The following is a 15,691-nucleotide window of genomic DNA, read 5'->3' as shown; positions in this document are numbered from 1 at the left end:
CAAAACCCAAGTAATCTTGAGGCATATACAATCGCCAACCTCGCGACGCTTGCCGCCTGATTCCATGCATTCTACGATGAGCAAGGGTATCATGGCACGGAAGCTTTGACACCAAACAGGCGCCCTTAATCAGGCCAGATTGCCCGCGCCAAATCTCTATACCAAGCACGACGTCCGTTTGATCTCGGTCATGGCTACTGTTCGACCAAACCGCTAAAATATGGTTTTATGCTAAAACAGAAGCGTTGGGAGGAGAAGACATGGAACAGCAGAGACACGCCGCCGTAAAAAACGCGATTGCCTTGCTCGCAACGACTGTCCTCACTACGGCAATGCCAGCCCATGCGCAGGAATGGACCCCAGCTTCGGAACAGCTCGCCGATACCTATCCAGCGCCGGCCTATTCACCTTATGCCGGACGAACCTTCCCTGAGCGGCCGCTGTGGGGAGAGACACATCTTCATACGGGACAATCTATGGACGCCGGAGGTTTCGGTGCGCGCCTTGACCATGAGGATGCTTATCGTTTTGCGCGCGGAGAAGAGATCATCGCGTCCTCTGGCCAGCCTGTTCGCCTGTCGCGCCCATTAGACTGGCTGGTTATTGCAGATCACTCGGACGGTATGGGCATGATCTTCGACGCTCTTGCAGGCAATCCGTCGGTTACGCGCTATGAACAGGGCAAACGTTGGTCCGACGGGTTCCGCGCGGGCGGACAGACAGCAGTGGATACAGCGCTTGACCTGATCGGAAGCGTTTCTCAGGGCGCCATCGAAGAGGAAATGTTCAACAATTACATGCCCGGCTCGCGAAGGTTCGCAACGATTTGGTCGGACAACCTCAAGACCGCCGAGCGCTTCTACGAGCCCGGCATCTTTACCCCAATGCTCGGGTTCGAATGGACTTCGCTCGTCGCGGGCAACAACATGCACCGCAACGTGATTTTCCGCGATGGGCCGGACCGCGTTGGGCAAGTTGTTCCCATGGTGATGACGCCGCCCTGGGGCAGTCCCGATCCCATGGATCTCTATGCCTATCTCGAGGCCTACGAGGAGAAGACCAACGGCGCGGTGCTGGCACTTGCACATAACGGCAACCTGTCCAACGGGGTGATGTTTCCGATCGACATCCGGTTCGACGGCTCGCCTGTCACTCAAGAGTACGTTGAAGCCCGGGCCAAATGGGAACCGCTTTATGAAATCACGCAAATCAAGGGCGACGGCGAGGCACACCCGTTTCTCAGCCCGAATGACGAGTTTGCCGACTATTACAATTGGGATGTCGGCAACCTCGATCTATCCGAAGCCAAGACCGAGGATATGCTGGCGCGAGAATATGCCCGCGAAGCGCTGAAGAGCGGGCTGGCGCTGGAAGCTGAGTTCGGGACAAATCCTTACAAGTTTGGGTTCAGCGGCGCGACAGACAGTCATACCGGTCTTGTGACCGCCGAAGAGGAGAATTTCTTTGGCAAGCACACCGGGTACGAGCCGTCCGCAGAGCGGATGCAGCATCCTTTCATGAAGAATGAAAACGGTGAGCTGTTCGCTTGGCAGATGGTCGCTGCCGGTCTCACGGCGGTCTGGGCCGAGGAGAATACCCGCGAAAGCATCTTCGACGCCATGGCGCGCAAGGAAGTCTACGCCACGACCGGCCCTAGAATATCGGTTCGTTTCTTCGGTGGCTGGGACTTTGACGAGGCCGATATCGCATCTCGTATTCCGTCAACCGTAGGGTATTCGAAAGGCGTGCCAATGGGCGCTGACCTGTCCGCTGCACCCGATGGTGCCGAGGCGCCAACATTCATGGTGGCCGCGCTAAGGGATCCGATTGGCGCCAACCTCGACCGCATCCAGGTCGTGAAGGGCTGGCTCAATGAGGACGGCACGACCAGCGAAGCCATCTATGACGTCGCCTGGTCCGACGGGCGCGTCCCCGGCTCGGATGGCATGCTGCCCGCGGTAGGCGATACGGTGAATGTGGCGACGGCAAGCTGGGCTAACTCGATTGGCGCATCCGAACTCGCGACTGTCTGGACCGACCCGGATTTCGATCCGGCACGCCCGGCCTTCTACTACGCCCGGGTATTGGAGATCCCCACACCGCCTTGGTATGTCTACGATGCCTATCGCTACGGGATCGAGATTCCTGAAGGCGCACCAATGTCGCAGCAGGAGCGCGCCTATACCTCGCCGATCTGGTACACGCCGGCAGGCTGACGGATGGCGGAATTTGGGATGACAGTAACCCTCGACAGCCCCTTTGATGGCGCTGCTGTGCTACCGGAAGTGTCGCAAGGCTTCGAGAAAACCAATATCGTATACCACAGTTGGTACTCGCGCCGATTTTTCGGATAGCAAACAACCAAATTGAGAATGGTATTTCCATAAGGTGGGCCAAGGAGTAAGCCGAAAATATACTCAAAAGCGTAATATATTGATAACTACGTGAATTTTTAAGGGATATGGTGCTGCTGGAGAGAATTGAACTCTCGACCTCTCCCTTACCAAGGGAGTGCTCTACCTCTGAGCTACAGCAGCGCTGTGGGCGGGTGATTAGACTCAAACGAAACGCGGCGCAAGGGTGTCTGGACGGTTTTTTTCGCCTCCTGTAGAGAAAGATCATGACGGAAAAAAATTCACCCAAAAAACAAGGTAAATCCGGCGATGCGCGCGAGGCGCGGCTGAAGGCGGCGCTTAAGGCCAACATGGCGCGTCGCAAGGCGCAGGCCAAGGCGCGCGCGACCGCGGGGGACAAGCCTGACAAGGACAAGGGATAAGAGCAGATGGATTCGATTTTGGTAACGGGCAATGGCCCGCTGAACGGTCAGATACCGATTGCGGGGGCCAAGAATGCGTGCCTGACGCTGATGCCCGCAACATTGCTAAGCGAAGAACCGCTGACGCTGACCAATGCGCCGCGGCTGAGCGACATCAAGACCATGACCGCGCTGCTGCAATCGCTGGGGGCCGAGGTGTCGTCGCTGCAGGACGGTCAGGTGATTGCAATGTCCAGTCACAGCCTGACCAGTCAGACCGCCGATTATGACATCGTGCGCAAGATGCGTGCGTCCAACCTTGTGCTGGGTCCCTTGCTGGCGCGGTTCGGGCAGGCGGTCGTGTCACTGCCGGGCGGTTGTGCGATCGGAGCCCGTCCGATGGACCTGCATGTCGAAGGGCTCGAGGCGCTGGGCGCCGAGATCGAGCTGAAGGACGGCTATCTGCACGCCAAGGCTCCGGGTGGTCTGAAAGGGGCCGTGCATCAGATGCGCTTTGCCTCTGTCGGAGCAACAGAAAACATCGTCATGGCCGCCACGCTGGCCAAGGGCACCACGGTGCTCAAGAACGCCGCGCGCGAACCCGAGATCGTCGATCTGGTTGAATGCCTGCGCAAGATGGGTGCCCAGATCTCTGGTGAAGGCAGCTCGACCATCGAAATTCAGGGCGTCGACCGGCTGCACGGGGCCACACATCAGGTTGTCACCGACCGGATCGAGTTGGGCACTTATATGCTGGCCCCGGCGATTTGTGGCGGCGAGGTGGAACTGCTGGGCGGGCGCATGTCACTGGTCGAATCCTTTGCGGCCAAACTGGATGCGGCAGGCGTCAGCGTTTCAGAAACCGAAGGCGGTCTGAAAGTGGCGCGCAAAAACGGGCGCGTGCGCGCGGTGGATGTGGTGACCGAACCTTTCCCCGGCTTCCCGACCGACCTGCAAGCGCAGATGATGGCGCTGATGTGCACGGCTGAGGGCACCTCGGTTCTCGAAGAACGCATTTTCGAAAACCGCTTCATGCACGCCCCCGAACTGGTGCGCATGGGCGCGCATATCGAGGTGCATGGCGGCACCGCTACGGTCGCCGGTGTTGAACGCCTGAAAGGGGCGCCGGTGATGGCGACGGATCTGCGGGCTTCGGTCTCGCTGATCCTTGCCGGATTGGCGGCAGAAGGCGAAACAACGGTCAGCCGGGTCTATCATCTGGACCGCGGATATGAACATGTGGTGCGCAAGCTGGAAGGCGTAGGTGCAAAGATTGAACGGATCAAGGGTCAATGACAGACGCAAGTTTTGAAGACGGGCGCGAGGCGCCGCTAAATCTTGGGGCCGAGGATGCAGATGACCTTCAGGTAATCTCGACCCTCGCGCAGGATGCCGTGTTTCCTGTGACCGAGATGAAGTGGCAACCGGCGCAGCGCCGCTTTGGCCTGCTGCTGAACCGCTTCCGCTGGGAAGACAAGGATGCCGCCGCCCGCCGCGACCGCCCGTTTGAACGGGTGCAGTCGGTGCTGGTCTTCGGTTCGGTTCTCTCGGTGTCCAGTCAGGGCATTGATCGCGGTGACGCCGACATGGTCATGTCGCTGATGTCAGTTGTTTTCGAACCCGGCGAGGATGGCGCGGGCCATGTCCTGCTGACGCTGGCCGGTGACGGCGCGATCCGCCTGACGGTCGAGGCGCTGGATGCCACCCTCAAGGACGTCACGCGCCCCTATCAGGCCCCATCCCGTCAGGCCCCGCATCACCCCGAATAGATGCAGAACAAGCGCGGGATTTCTCAGGCGTTTTCAAAGGTGCCCGAAGGGATCTCCCTGCGTCCGGCCACCGTGTTCGACGTGTTCGACCTCAGCCGGGTTCTGATCCGCTCGATCACGCAGCTTTGCGCGGCCGATCACAAGAATGACCCGGACCATCAAAGGCGGTGGACCGATAACAAGGACCCGGCCACCATACGGGGCTGGTTCAGGCCCGGATCGCAGATCTGGCTGGCCGAACACCGGGGGCAGGTGGCCGCCGTCGGGGGGCTGTTGGAAACTGGGACGGTCACTTTGCTCTATGTCGATCCGGATCATACGAGGCAGGGCGTGGGGCGTGCGCTGCTCAACCGGCTGGAACGGCAACTGACTGTGTGCGGCTGTGCCGAGGCGCATCTGGATGCCACCCAAACGGCGCACGCGTTCTATCTGAAACAGGGATGGCAACCGGCAGGCCGGCCCGGTGACTGGCACGGCATTCCGCAATACCCGATGCGCAAATCGCTGCACTTTGGGGACTGAGGGTTGAGGCCGCGCGCTCCGGGCGATATGTCCCAATGCGCAACGCCCGGAGTGCCAGATCATGCCCGTTTTCCTTGATACCACATCACCCGAATTCGAACCCGCCTTCCGGACCCTGCTCTCGGCCAAGCGCGAGGACAGCCCGGATGTGGATGTGGTCGTGGCGCAGATCATCGACGATGTGCGCAACCGGGGCGATGCGGCGGTGATCGAACTGACAGCCAAATTCGACCGGCTGACGCTGACACCCGAAACACTGGCCTTCAGCGCACAGGACATCGCGGATGCGGTGGCGCAGGTCTCGGACGAAGATCGCACGGCGCTGGAACTGGCCGCTTCCCGCATCCGGGCCTACCACGAAAGGCAGATGCCCGAGGATCAGGAATGGACGGATGCGACGGGCGCAACACTCGGCTGGCGCTGGTCTGCTGTTTCGGCCGCAGGGCTTTACGTGCCGGGTGGGCTGGCCTCGTACCCGTCATCGGTGCTGATGAACGCGATCCCAGCCAAGGTGGCCGGTGTGGAACGGCTGGCCATCGTGGTGCCCACCCCGGACGGACAGGTGAACCCGCTGGTGCTGCTGGCAGCAAAACTGTCTGGTGTGGATGAGGTTTATCGCATCGGCGGCGCGCAGGCCGTGGCGGCGCTGGCCTATGGTACCGACACCATCGCGCCGGTCGACAAGATCACCGGGCCGGGCAACGCCTTTGTCGCCGCCGCCAAGCGGCGCGTCTTTGGCAAGGTCGGCATCGACATGATCGCGGGCCCCTCGGAAATTCTGGTCATCGCCGACAAGGACAATGACCCCGACTGGATTGCGCTGGACCTGCTCAGCCAGGCCGAGCATGACGAAAGCGCGCAGTCGATCCTGATCACCGACGATGCCGCATTCGGCCAATCTGTCGCGCAGGCGGTCGAAAAACGGCTGGAAACCCTGCAACGCCGCGCCATCGCCGGGGCCAGCTGGCGTGACTACGGCGCGGTGATCACCGTGCGCAACCTGGACGAGGCCGCAGCCCTGTCCAACCGCATTGCTCCGGAACATCTGGAACTTTGCGTGGCCGACCCGCGCGCGCTGAGCGAAAAAACCATCCACGCCGGAGCCATCTTTCTGGGTCAGTACACACCCGAAGCCATCGGCGACTACGTCGGCGGTCCCAACCACGTGTTGCCCACCGCCCGCTCAGCACGGTTTTCGTCTGGCCTCAGCGTGATGGACTTCCTCAAGCGCACCACGCTCAGCCAGATGACCCCCGAAGCCCTGCGTGCCATCGGTCCTGCCGCCGAACAGCTGGCGCGCTCGGAAAGCCTCGAGGCGCATGGCCTCTCGGTCACCGCGCGCCTGAACCGCCTGAATGGCTGAAATGACGCAAAGACCGGGCGCATATGGCGTTTCTGTGCGTTGCTCGCCGAATATCATTGTTATAGGTCTGTGCTGACGCAAGGAATGTGACTGTAAAGATGACCCGCATCTCGCATATCGAACTGGATGATAGAAATCTGCCGCCGCCAACGCCCGAGATCGAGCAGGAGCGCAAGGTCGCCATCTATGATCTGCTGGAAGAAAACAGCTTCTCGCTGCCCAAACGCGACGACCGCGTTGTGCCCGAGGGCCCCTATCACCTCCAGCTTTCGATCCGCGACAAACGGCTTGTCTTCGACATTGAAACCGAGGCCAACGAAAAAGCGGCCGAGTTTCACCTGTCGCTCGGCCCCTTCCGGCAAGTGGTCAAGGATTACTTCCAGATCTGCGAAAGCTATTTTGACGCGGTGAAATCGCTGCCACCCAGCCAGATCGAAACCATCGACATGGCCCGCCGGGGTATCCACAACGAAGGCAGCCGTGTTTTGCAGGAACGGCTGGAAGGCAAGGCAGATGTCGACACCGACACCGCCCGCCGCCTGTTCACGCTGATCTGCGTTCTGCATTTTGGGGGCTGACGCGTGAAGCCTCTGCCGCAGTCGGTCCTGTTCTGTTGCGACCACAACGCGGTTCGGTCCCCGATGGCCGAGGGGCTGATGAAGAAATTCTATGGCACCGGCACCTATGTTCAGTCCGCCGGTGTGCATAACGATCTGGAAATCGACGGCTTCAGCATCGCGGTCTGCCACGAGGTGGGCGTGGAACTGTCCCGCCACCGGTCGCGCTCCTTCGACGAGATGCAGGAATGGGGCGATGACCTCAGCTCGTTCGATCTGGTTGTGGCGCTTTCACCCGCCAGCCAGCGTCAGGCGCTGGAACTGACCCGTGTTTTTCACCTCGATGTCGATTATTGGCCAATAATGGACCCTACCGGGATGGGCGAGACCCGCGAACAAAAGCTACATCACTACCGACAGACCCGCGACCAGATCATTCAGCATCTGAAAGACCGCTGGGGCGAACCAACGGAGGGGACATGAACCAGACCGTCAAAACCTATTTCGATGCCTTCAACGCCGGTGACGTCGATGGCATGCTGGCCTGCCTGTCCGATGACGTGGCCCATCACGTGAACGAAGGTCAGATTCGCGTCGGCAAGGACAAGTTCGCGGCCTTTTGCGCCCATATGAACCGCTGCTACCGCGAAAACCTGACCGACATTGTCGTGTTCGAAGCCCAAGGCGGCACCCGCGCCGCGGCCGAGTTCATCGTCAACGGCACCTATCTGGAAACCGACGAGGGCCTGCCCGACGCGCACGGCCAGACCTATCGCCTGCCTGCCGGGTCGTTCTTTGATCTCAGGGACGGCAAGATCACCCGCGTCACCACCTTCTATAACCTTGCAGACTGGACCAAACAGGTCTCGAATGGCTGACGTCACCGACGTCCGCCCCCTGACCGGAGCGGCACTCGGGGCCGCTCTGGACGATGTCGCCCGCCTGCGGATCAGGGTGTTTCACGCCTGGCCCTACCTCTATGACGGCGATCTGGAATACGAACGCAAATACTTGCAATCCTACCGCGACAGCGACAAGGCCATCGTGGTCGGCGCCTTCGACGGCGACCGCCTGATCGGCGCCTCGACCGGCGCACCCCTGACCGACCACGCCGACGATTTCGCCGCGGCCTTCGCAGACACCGGGCTGGACCTGTCGCAGATCTTCTATTGCGCTGAATCCGTCCTGCTGCCCGACTATCGCGGGCAGGGCGTCGGCCACAAATTCTTCGACACGCGCGAGGGGCACGCCCGCGATCTGGGCTTTGCCAAATGCGCCTTTTGCAGCGTGCAACGCCCCACCGACCACCCCCTGCGCCCCGACCACTACCGCCCACTGGATACCTTCTGGCGCGCCCGCGGATACAAGCCCTTACCCGGCGCAATCGCCCAATTCTCGTGGAAGGATATCGGGGAAGAGGGAGAAACGCTGAAGCCGTTGCAGTTCTGGATCAGGGATTTGTAGGGTCCGGGTTGGGGGCGGCGCAGCAGGGTTTTTCTGTGTGTTGCCGGAAGTGAATGGAGGCCAGCAAAGCTGCCATTCGCTGCAGCTGCATCAAAATCGGTTACGCGCTATGATCTGACTTTTCGATGACCGATCCGGGGTAGCAAAGCTAACAGTACGATACCGTTCCGCTGACTGAAGCTGAACTAGTTCAGTTTTTGGGTGAACGCAAAAGATCAATCAAGGGTTTGACCAAACTAACAAGGCTCATGTTCTATGACCAAGCAATGTATGTGCAAAAGCCCTCTGTTGGGACGCTTCAGCCCTATATTGGAATGCGATTTCAACTGTTTGATTATCCAGCATTAGCTTTGCGTCGTTCGTTGCGTTCTTCCGAACGAGACCTAAGATACCACCACTCCGACCCATCTTCGCGCTCGACTCTTCGAGCGTCAACATCATGTAACATTTGCCTCACCTCATCGTCGGAAAAACCACCTATCGGTCTTCTTAGCGCGGCGAATGATCGGTCTATATGTGTCTGGTGGTTCAACATTTCAGTAAGGATATCTTTTGCCACTTCGGCCCCTTGCCGCTGCAGCTTTAGCATCCCAATTTCATGTACGAACTGTCGCCTTTGTAGAAAAAGCTCCACTGCTCCTGTCAATGCTCCACCTACGATGACGCCTATCAATGCCCAGATTGCTTCGCTCATGGTCTTCCCTATTCAATCGTTTGAAAAAATCGCTACAGTCGCTTCGGTTCTAACAAGTTGTTTGAAAATCGTACCTACAGTTTGCCCAGTCTAGTAATTCCTACATACGTAACCTGACGAATGCAAATGCAGCGATTAATAGATCGGCAATGTCGGCTCGGGGCTCTTCCACCCCCCTTCACCCCGTCACCACCAGATTGATCTGTACACGCGGCGGCTCTCACGGTTTAGTGCTTCGACACATCGGCTCAGGGGACCCCATCAATGAAAGTCGCAACCGCAGCGTATAATCTCGACTGGCTCGACAGCTGGGCGCAGTACGAGGACAAGCTGGACCGCTGGGTTGCCGAGGCTGCCGGGCAGGGGGCCGGGCTGCTGGTGTTCCCCGAATACGGCGCGATGGAGGTGTCGACGCTTGATGGTGCCGAGGTGGCGGGTGATCTTGAACGTTCGATCCGCGCGGTTTCCGACCGGTTCGAGGATGTACAAAATTTGCACTCGCGCCTCGCAAGCGCGTACAAAACGTACATTCTGGGTGCATCGGCCCCGGTTGTGGATGGGTCCGGTCGCCCGGTGAACCGCGCCGCGTTCTACGCCCCGGACGGTGGCCGCGACCATCAGGACAAGCAGATCATGACCCGCTTTGAACGCGAGGATTGGGACATTGCGCCGGGTGGTCCGCTCAAGCTGTTCGATACCGCGCTGGGCAAAATCGGTGTTCTGATCTGCTATGACAGCGAGTTTCCCTTGCTGGGCCGCGCACTCAGCGACGCGGATATGATCCTTGTACCGTCCTGCACCGAAGCGCTGTCAGGGTATTGGCGTGTTCGCATTGGATCGATGTCAAGAGCATTGGAAAATCAATGCGTTACGGTCATGTCATCGCTGGTCGGAGCTAACGGATGGTCCGAAGCTGTGGACATGAATACCGGCATGGGCGGCGTTTTCGGCCCGCCGGACAAGGGGTTTCCGGCCACCGGAGTGCTGGCCGAGGGCGCTCTGAACCAGCCCGGCTGGACCTATGCGGATGTCGACCTGTCCGCCATCGCAGAGGTTCGCGCCGATGGCCACGTGCTGAACCGGACCCATTGGTCAGAGCAGGACGCCCGAGTCGAAACGGTCACATTATCCACCCTTTAGATGAATCCGCCCTTGAAATAAGGGAAAAATAGGCTCATTTAAGCGCACATCCCCGCAGATTCTGCGGGCGCAACCTAATGATGGAGACAACATGGCCAAGGAAGATACGCTCGAATTTCCCGGTGTCGTGAAGGAACTCCTGCCTAATGCGACGTTTCGGGTCGAGCTGGAAAACGGCCATGAAATCATCGCACATACGGCAGGAAAGATGCGCAAGAACCGCATCCGTGTTCTGGCCGGCGACAAGGTTCAGGTCGAGATGACCCCCTATGATCTGACCAAGGGTCGGATCAACTACCGCTTCAAATAACGTCTGCCGAGATGGCGTTTATCCTGGGATCGGGCAGCCCAAGGCGGCTGGACCTGCTGGCGCAGCTTGGCGTGCAGCCCGACGCCATCCGCCCCCCTGACATCGACGAAACACCGCTGAAGGGTGAGCTTCCTGTTCCGTATTGCAGCCGCATTACACGAGAAAAAGTAAAGGCAGTTCAATCGGATAGCGACGACATCACGCTTTGCGCGGACACGACTGTTGCACTGGGGCGGCGTATTCTGGGCAAGCCCGAGGATGAGGGTCAGGCCGCAGAGTTCCTGTACGCTTTGTCCGGTCGTCGTCACCGGGTGATCACTTCGGTCGCCGTTCGGCGCGGGAATCGCATCCTGCAACGTGATGTCGTCTCGCAGGTCAAGGTCAAACGCCTGTCGGACGTTGAAATCAACGCCTACCTAGCGACCGGTGATTGGCAGGGCAAAGCCGGGGCCTATGCGATCCAAGGCCCTGCTGGCGCATTCATCCCATGGATTTCGGGCTCGTTCACTGGCATCGTGGGGCTGCCCCTGTCCGAGACCGCCGCCTTGCTGCAAGGGATCGGCTACCCACTATATAGCGAGGCATCATGAAGGGTCGAACCATCGTTCTGGACCATATCCAAGACCGCGAAGCCGCGGCATTGATGGTCGACGGAAAGCTTGATGATCTCCTGATCGCCACCGACGCACCCGCGCCCGGCACCATCTATCGCGCCCGTGCCGATCGACCGGTCAAAGGGCAGGGCGGCATGTTCCTGATTACACCCGACGGCCCAGCTTTTCTGCGACAAGTCAAAGGGTTAGCGCCGGGTGCCACGCTTTTGGTGCAGGTTGGCGGATATGCCGAGCCCGGCAAGGCCATCCCTGTAACCAACCGTATCCTGTTCAAAAGTCGCTTTGCCATTGTCACGCCCGACGCGCCGGGCCTGAACATCTCGCGCAGCATCAAGGATGAAGACAGGCGGGATCAACTGCTTGAAATCGCGCATGAACAAATGGGCGACAGCCCCTACGGGTTGATCCTCCGCTCCTGCTGCATGGATGCGGATGCCGGTGACATTGCCGACGACATTTCGGCCATGCTTGCGCAAGCTGAACAAGTGATGAACGACGAGGGGTCCGACGTCGAACTGCTCAGCGAAGGTGACAGCCCGCATATCCTCGCATGGCGCGACTGGACCGATCCTGCCGAGGTTGTGACTAAAACCGGCAGTTTTGAAACCCATGGTGTGCTGGATGCGCTGGATGTTGCCCGTGGCATCTCCGAACCTCTACCCGGAGGCGGATACCTTTTTATCGAACCGACCCGCGCATTAGTGGCCGTAGATGTGAACACAGGCGCGGATACGTCGCTGGCGGCAGGAACAAAAGCCAACTTCGCTTGTGCCAAAACTTTGCCACGTGCGTTGCGTGTGCGTGGGCTGGCAGGGCAGATCACACTGGATCTGGCCCCAATGCCCAAGAAAGACCGCCGAGGGTTCGAATCCGTCCTGCGTGCCGCCTTCAAGTCGGATCCGGACGAGACGATATTGGCGGGGTGGACACCTCTGGGTCATTTCGAGTTGCAGCGCAAACGCAGCCGGTTACCTGTCGCTGAGATCCTGAAATGAGCTGCCCGATCTGCGGAGAAGAAACGCAAAAGAAGTTCCGCCCGTTCTGTTCGAAACGCTGCGCAGACATTGATCTGGCCAAGTGGCTGAATGGCTCTTACGCGGTCCCGTCTCAGCGCGAAGACGACCCTGAGACCGAGGGAGATACGGACGAACACAATACAATACGACCGCACTGAAAAAATGTAAAAAAGCCTCTGGACACTGCCGGTAGCAAGTCATAGAACGCCTCCACCCAACGACAAACGTCGTTCCCGTGCCCGGGTAGCTCAGGGGTAGAGCAGTGGATTGAAAATCCTCGTGTCGGTGGTTCGATTCCGCCCCCGGGCACCATTTAATTGCCTTAACATGCAGATTTTTATGTAAAATTCGAATCAAAGACGAATTATAACCACCTAAATATCCACCTATGCGACCATGGTGCTCGCAATTCTTAATTCGGTTTCGCAGTCCATTCCTTGCTGAGGGAGTAGGCAGGAAACCGTTTCGAGGGTTCGAATCCCCTCGTCTCCGCCACCCACCCCTATCTCTGTCAGCACAGTCTTTCTTTCCCTGTTTTCTCCCGTTTTTCCGGGCGCTTGGGCTATGCCATCTGCCAGAGAGACGACCGTAATCCAGTGAGCTAGCGCGATTTCTGCTTAGTGTCTCCGTAGGCACCATCACGCGCTTCGGTTAGAGCCAAAATTCCCTGCTAACAGGGAATTAACAGGGAAATACTTCAGATTTGAGCCTTTGGGCTGATTTTAGCACCTGAATCATCACTTGTTATCAGTGGGTTGCGCAAGAATTCCCTGCGGAAAATAACAGGGAACATTTTCGCGATTATCAGGGAACTTTTGCGAAAGAACAGGGAACGCCATGCCTAGATCAGGGATGCCGTGCGCCACCCGTGAACCCGTACGCCTTTGCCTGGGCATCCCAGTCGAAGGACATCGGTTTTCGGATGATCCGTTCGAGGGTCAGGTCCGTCGGTTGACGCCCCTCGAGTGTTGATTTCCGCCGAGAAGTGACCCGGTATTTTCACCGAGATTTGACCCACCCTAGTCTATGTATCAGCGCTTATTTGGTGGTCAATGTTGGCGTCTCCTTTCTTGTTTTCTTTGCGGCTTCGGAGCTGGCTTTGAAGCGGTAGCTGTCGTTGCCGGTTTCTAGGATGTGGCATCTGTGTGTGAGCCGGTCGAGAAGGGCCGTTGTCATCTTTGCATCGCCGAAGACCTGGGCCCATTCGGAGAAGCTGAGGTTGGTGGTGATGACCACGCTGGTGCGCTCGTAGAGCTTGCTCAAGAGGTGGAACAAAAGCGCGCCGCCTGATGAACTGAACGGGAGGTAGCCCAGTTCGTCGAGGATGACCAAGTCGATTTTGGTCAGCATCTCGGCTATTTTGCCGGCTTTTCCGAGCGCCTTTTCCTGCTCCAGCGCGTTGACGAGTTCCACGGTCGAGTAGAAGCGCACTTTGCATCTGTGGTGCTCGATGGCCTGAACGCCGATGGCCGTGGCGATGTGGCTTTTGCCCGTCCCGGGTCCACCGATCAGGACGACGTTTTCCGCATTTTCCATGAACTCGCCGCGGTGCAACTGACGGACAGTGGCTTCGTTGATCTCGCTGGACTTGAAGTCAAAGCCTGCGAGGTCTTTGTAGGACGGGAAGCGCGCAACCTTTGTGTGGTATGCGATTGAGCGCACTTCTCGCTCTGCAATCTCGGCTTTGAGCAGTTGGGACAACATCGGGGTTGCAGCCTCGAACGCTGGTGCGCCCTGGGCGACCAGATCATCAACGGCTTGCGCCATCCCATGCAGTTTCAGACTCCGTAGCATAATCACAATCGAGGCTCCTGCAGGATCATGACGCATGGCGCTTCTCCCCGGCCTGTCTCAGGTTGTCATAGCGATCAACGTTGGCTTTTGGTGCCGTTTCCAAGGCCAGGGCGTCTGGCGGATCGACCTCGGGATGGTCAGTTTGCTTGCGGTCGATCAGCCTGTGAAGCAGGTTCAGGATGTGCGTCTTGGTGGGCACCCCGGCTTCCAGCGCCAGTTTCACGGCGCATAGAACGGCGTCTTCGTCGTGATGCAGAACCAAGGACAAGATATCGACCATCTCTCGGTCACCGCCCTCTTTGCGCAGCATGTGATCCTGCAGACGGCGGAAGGCTTCGGGCATCTCCGTGAACGGCGCGCCGTTGCGCAGGGCCCCGGGTTTGCGCTGGATCACTGCCAGATAGTGGCGCCAATCATAGATGACCTTTCCGGGTTTATGGTGCGAGCGCTCTATGACGCGGTCATGGGTGCAAACGGTTTGGCCTTCGGCAACCACGACCAGTCGATCCGGATAGACATGCAAACTGACGCGGCGGTTCGCAAAGCTGGCGGGAACGCTGTATCTATTGCGTTCAAAGGTCACGAGGCATGTTGGCGATACCCGTTTACTGTGTTCGACAAACCCATCGAAAGCCGGGGGCAGCACCATCAGCATCGGCTTCTCTGTTTCCCAGGCATCAGCAATCGTGCCGGGCAGGTCCCGGTGCTTTGTCTCGGCCCAAAGGGCAATACAGCGATCTTCCAGCCACTGGTTCAGCTCGTTCAGATCGCTGAAGACCGGCATGACCTGCCACAGGCGGTTACGCGCATCCTGTACGTTCTTCTCGACCTGTCCTTTCTCCCATCCGGCTGCCGGGTTACAGAACTCAGGCTCAAAGACGTAGTGGCTGGCCATGGCCTTGAAGCGGGCATTGACGTCCCGCTGTTTGCCTCGACCAACACGATCCACCGCCGTCTTCATGTTATCGTAAATCCCGCGACCAGGAACGCCGCCGAAGACACGGAACGCATGCCAATGGGCGTCAAACAGCATCTCGTGGGTTTGCAGCGGATAGGCCCGCACCAGGAACGCCCGACTGTGAGACAACTTGACATGAGCGACCTGCAGTTTGGTCCGTTCGCCGCCGATATTGGCCCAATCTTCGCTCCAATCGAACTGGAACGCTTCGCCTGGCTGGAACACCAAGGGCACGAATGTGCCGCGACCCGTCGTCTGCTCCGCCCAGTGCCGATCCGCGCGCCAGGTACGGGCAAAAGCGGCGACACGCCCATAGGAACCCTTATAGCCCAGCTTCACCAGATCAGCATGCATCTGCTTTACAGTGCGACGCTCCTTGCGTGATTTACGCGTTTGCACCAGCAGCCAAGCCGACAAACGATCCGCATAGGGATCCAGCTTGCTCGGTCGTGCGGGGGTCTTGAATTTCGGCTCTACTGCGCCCTCACGCAGATACTTTTTGATGGTATTGCGAGACAGCCCAGTGCGCCGTGAAATCTCGCGAATTGGCATTTTGTCACGCAATGCCCAACGTCGTATGACACTCAAAAATCCCATGTCGATCACTCCAAATCTCCCCAAACGAAACCGTCGGGGCAAGTTGTTCACATGGGTCAAATCTCGGTGAAAATACCGGGTCACTTCTCAGCGGAAATCAACAGCTGCCGGTGCCGATGCAAATTTTTGGGCGAAGGG

The 15,691-nt window shown here is 58.7% G+C and carries 18 protein-coding genes and 2 tRNA genes; 16 read left to right on the top strand and 4 right to left on the bottom strand.

Translation table 11 applies throughout. The features are described from left to right. Nucleotides 1-260: 260 nt before the first annotated feature. Entirely contained in the window at nucleotides 261-2,216 is a 1,956-nt protein-coding gene (locus ACR0BK_RS17090) for a DUF3604 domain-containing protein (RefSeq protein WP_480555606.1), read from the top strand. 246 nt (nucleotides 2,217-2,462) lie between these two features. Here ACR0BK_RS17090 and ACR0BK_RS17085 read toward each other — a convergent pair. After that, a tRNA-Thr gene (locus tag ACR0BK_RS17085) sits at nucleotides 2,463-2,537 on the bottom strand. Nucleotides 2,538-2,620: 83 nt separating this feature from the next. Between ACR0BK_RS17085 and ACR0BK_RS17080 the strand changes: the two genes are divergently transcribed. From ACR0BK_RS17080 to ACR0BK_RS17040, 9 genes are all read left to right on the top strand, one after another. Next, nucleotides 2,621-2,776, top strand: a complete 156-nt coding sequence (locus ACR0BK_RS17080; RefSeq protein WP_480555605.1) for a hypothetical protein — start codon at nucleotides 2,621-2,623, stop codon at nucleotides 2,774-2,776. 6 nt (nucleotides 2,777-2,782) lie between these two features. Further along, nucleotides 2,783-4,051, top strand: a complete 1,269-nt coding sequence (gene murA / locus ACR0BK_RS17075) for a UDP-N-acetylglucosamine 1-carboxyvinyltransferase (RefSeq protein ID WP_480555604.1) — start codon at nucleotides 2,783-2,785, stop codon at nucleotides 4,049-4,051. Continuing rightward, complete coding sequence (locus ACR0BK_RS17070; protein WP_480555603.1) at nucleotides 4,048-4,524, top strand: DUF2948 family protein; 477 nt, start codon at nucleotides 4,048-4,050, stop codon at nucleotides 4,522-4,524. Before murA ends, ACR0BK_RS17070 begins: the two co-directional genes overlap by 4 nt. Beyond that, nucleotides 4,525-5,046, top strand: a complete 522-nt coding sequence (locus tag ACR0BK_RS17065; RefSeq protein ID WP_480555602.1) for a GNAT family N-acetyltransferase — start codon at nucleotides 4,525-4,527, stop codon at nucleotides 5,044-5,046. Between the two features lie 61 nt (nucleotides 5,047-5,107). Next, nucleotides 5,108-6,409 carry a histidinol dehydrogenase gene (hisD, locus tag ACR0BK_RS17060; RefSeq protein ID WP_480555601.1) on the top strand — a complete coding sequence of 434 codons (1,302 nt, stop codon included), beginning with the start codon at nucleotides 5,108-5,110 and terminating at the stop codon, nucleotides 6,407-6,409. A gap of 98 nt (nucleotides 6,410-6,507) precedes the next feature. Then, nucleotides 6,508-6,987: a UPF0262 family protein gene (locus ACR0BK_RS17055; RefSeq protein ID WP_480520976.1), complete on the top strand. Its 480-nt coding sequence runs from the start codon at nucleotides 6,508-6,510 to the stop codon at nucleotides 6,985-6,987. A gap of 3 nt (nucleotides 6,988-6,990) precedes the next feature. Further along, complete coding sequence (locus ACR0BK_RS17050; RefSeq protein WP_209505795.1) at nucleotides 6,991-7,449, top strand: arsenate-mycothiol transferase ArsC; 459 nt, start codon at nucleotides 6,991-6,993, stop codon at nucleotides 7,447-7,449. Next, on the top strand, nucleotides 7,446-7,844 hold the full coding sequence (locus ACR0BK_RS17045) for a ketosteroid isomerase-related protein (RefSeq protein WP_480488382.1): 399 nt from the start codon (nucleotides 7,446-7,448) through the stop codon (nucleotides 7,842-7,844). The genes ACR0BK_RS17050 and ACR0BK_RS17045 overlap by 4 nt, the downstream gene beginning before the upstream one ends. Then, complete coding sequence (locus tag ACR0BK_RS17040) at nucleotides 7,837-8,430, top strand: GNAT family N-acetyltransferase (protein ID WP_480555599.1); 594 nt, start codon at nucleotides 7,837-7,839, stop codon at nucleotides 8,428-8,430. The genes ACR0BK_RS17045 and ACR0BK_RS17040 overlap by 8 nt, the downstream gene beginning before the upstream one ends. Before the next feature lie 334 nt (nucleotides 8,431-8,764). On the opposite strand, the gene ACR0BK_RS17035 is transcribed toward ACR0BK_RS17040, so the two are convergent. After that, entirely contained in the window at nucleotides 8,765-9,124 is a 360-nt protein-coding gene (locus ACR0BK_RS17035) for a hypothetical protein (protein ID WP_480555597.1), read from the bottom strand. Nucleotides 9,125-9,388: 264 nt separating this feature from the next. On the opposite strand from ACR0BK_RS17035, the gene ACR0BK_RS17030 reads away from it, so the two are divergent. The 6 genes from ACR0BK_RS17030 to ACR0BK_RS17005 all read left to right on the top strand — a co-directional run bounded on the left by ACR0BK_RS17030 (nucleotide 9,389) and on the right by ACR0BK_RS17005 (nucleotide 12,516). After that, a complete protein-coding gene (locus tag ACR0BK_RS17030) occupies nucleotides 9,389-10,264 on the top strand; it encodes a carbon-nitrogen hydrolase family protein (protein WP_480555595.1) in 876 nt (291 codons plus the stop codon). A 91-nt stretch (nucleotides 10,265-10,355) separates the two neighbouring features. After that, a complete protein-coding gene (gene infA, locus ACR0BK_RS17025; RefSeq protein ID WP_005978431.1) occupies nucleotides 10,356-10,574 on the top strand; it encodes a translation initiation factor IF-1 in 219 nt (72 codons plus the stop codon). An 11-nt stretch (nucleotides 10,575-10,585) separates the two neighbouring features. Beyond that, a complete protein-coding gene (locus ACR0BK_RS17020; RefSeq protein WP_480495053.1) occupies nucleotides 10,586-11,164 on the top strand; it encodes a Maf family protein in 579 nt (192 codons plus the stop codon). Continuing rightward, entirely contained in the window at nucleotides 11,161-12,183 is a 1,023-nt protein-coding gene (locus ACR0BK_RS17015) for a ribonuclease E/G (RefSeq protein WP_480555594.1), read from the top strand. The genes ACR0BK_RS17020 and ACR0BK_RS17015 overlap by 4 nt, the downstream gene beginning before the upstream one ends. Further along, on the top strand, nucleotides 12,180-12,362 hold the full coding sequence (locus ACR0BK_RS17010) for a DNA gyrase inhibitor YacG (RefSeq protein ID WP_480555593.1): 183 nt from the start codon (nucleotides 12,180-12,182) through the stop codon (nucleotides 12,360-12,362). Before ACR0BK_RS17015 ends, ACR0BK_RS17010 begins: the two co-directional genes overlap by 4 nt. A 79-nt stretch (nucleotides 12,363-12,441) precedes the next feature. Continuing rightward, nucleotides 12,442-12,516, top strand: a tRNA-Phe gene (locus ACR0BK_RS17005). A gap of 726 nt (nucleotides 12,517-13,242) precedes the next feature. Here ACR0BK_RS17005 and istB read toward each other — a convergent pair. Both istB and istA read right to left on the bottom strand, forming a co-directional pair. Next, complete coding sequence (istB, locus tag ACR0BK_RS17000) at nucleotides 13,243-14,034, bottom strand: IS21-like element helper ATPase IstB (protein ID WP_480555592.1); 792 nt, start codon at nucleotides 14,032-14,034, stop codon at nucleotides 13,243-13,245. Further along, complete coding sequence (istA, locus tag ACR0BK_RS16995) at nucleotides 14,024-15,553, bottom strand: IS21 family transposase (RefSeq protein WP_480555591.1); 1,530 nt, start codon at nucleotides 15,551-15,553, stop codon at nucleotides 14,024-14,026. Before istA ends, istB begins: the two co-directional genes overlap by 11 nt. Between the last annotated feature and the right edge of the window lie 138 nt (nucleotides 15,554-15,691).

The sequence above is a fragment of the Ruegeria sp. AF1 genome (genome assembly GCF_056542125.1).
Note: the sequence above shows the minus strand (reverse complement) of the source record. Positions and strands in the feature narration are given on the sequence as shown.

Excerpts from the sequence above, each read along its gene's own strand:
- istB (WP_480555592.1), bottom strand. The coding sequence starts at position 14,034 with ATGCGTCATGATCCTGCAGGAGCCTCGATTGTGATTATGCTACGGAGT.
- infA (WP_005978431.1), top strand. The coding sequence starts at position 10,356 with ATGGCCAAGGAAGATACGCTCGAATTTCCCGGTGTCGTGAAGGAACTC.
- murA (WP_480555604.1), top strand. The coding sequence starts at position 2,783 with ATGGATTCGATTTTGGTAACGGGCAATGGCCCGCTGAACGGTCAGATA.
- ACR0BK_RS17090 (WP_480555606.1), top strand. The coding sequence starts at position 261 with ATGGAACAGCAGAGACACGCCGCCGTAAAAAACGCGATTGCCTTGCTC.
- istA (WP_480555591.1), bottom strand. The coding sequence starts at position 15,553 with ATGGGATTTTTGAGTGTCATACGACGTTGGGCATTGCGTGACAAAATG.
- ACR0BK_RS17080 (WP_480555605.1), top strand. The coding sequence starts at position 2,621 with ATGACGGAAAAAAATTCACCCAAAAAACAAGGTAAATCCGGCGATGCG.
- ACR0BK_RS17045 (WP_480488382.1), top strand. The coding sequence starts at position 7,446 with ATGAACCAGACCGTCAAAACCTATTTCGATGCCTTCAACGCCGGTGAC.
- ACR0BK_RS17030 (WP_480555595.1), top strand. The coding sequence starts at position 9,389 with ATGAAAGTCGCAACCGCAGCGTATAATCTCGACTGGCTCGACAGCTGG.
- ACR0BK_RS17055 (WP_480520976.1), top strand. The coding sequence starts at position 6,508 with ATGACCCGCATCTCGCATATCGAACTGGATGATAGAAATCTGCCGCCG.
- hisD (WP_480555601.1), top strand. The coding sequence starts at position 5,108 with ATGCCCGTTTTCCTTGATACCACATCACCCGAATTCGAACCCGCCTTC.
- ACR0BK_RS17010 (WP_480555593.1), top strand. The coding sequence starts at position 12,180 with ATGAGCTGCCCGATCTGCGGAGAAGAAACGCAAAAGAAGTTCCGCCCG.
- ACR0BK_RS17065 (WP_480555602.1), top strand. The coding sequence starts at position 4,525 with ATGCAGAACAAGCGCGGGATTTCTCAGGCGTTTTCAAAGGTGCCCGAA.
- ACR0BK_RS17040 (WP_480555599.1), top strand. The coding sequence starts at position 7,837 with ATGGCTGACGTCACCGACGTCCGCCCCCTGACCGGAGCGGCACTCGGG.
- ACR0BK_RS17015 (WP_480555594.1), top strand. The coding sequence starts at position 11,161 with ATGAAGGGTCGAACCATCGTTCTGGACCATATCCAAGACCGCGAAGCC.
- ACR0BK_RS17035 (WP_480555597.1), bottom strand. The coding sequence starts at position 9,124 with ATGAGCGAAGCAATCTGGGCATTGATAGGCGTCATCGTAGGTGGAGCA.
- ACR0BK_RS17020 (WP_480495053.1), top strand. The coding sequence starts at position 10,586 with ATGGCGTTTATCCTGGGATCGGGCAGCCCAAGGCGGCTGGACCTGCTG.
- ACR0BK_RS17070 (WP_480555603.1), top strand. The coding sequence starts at position 4,048 with ATGACAGACGCAAGTTTTGAAGACGGGCGCGAGGCGCCGCTAAATCTT.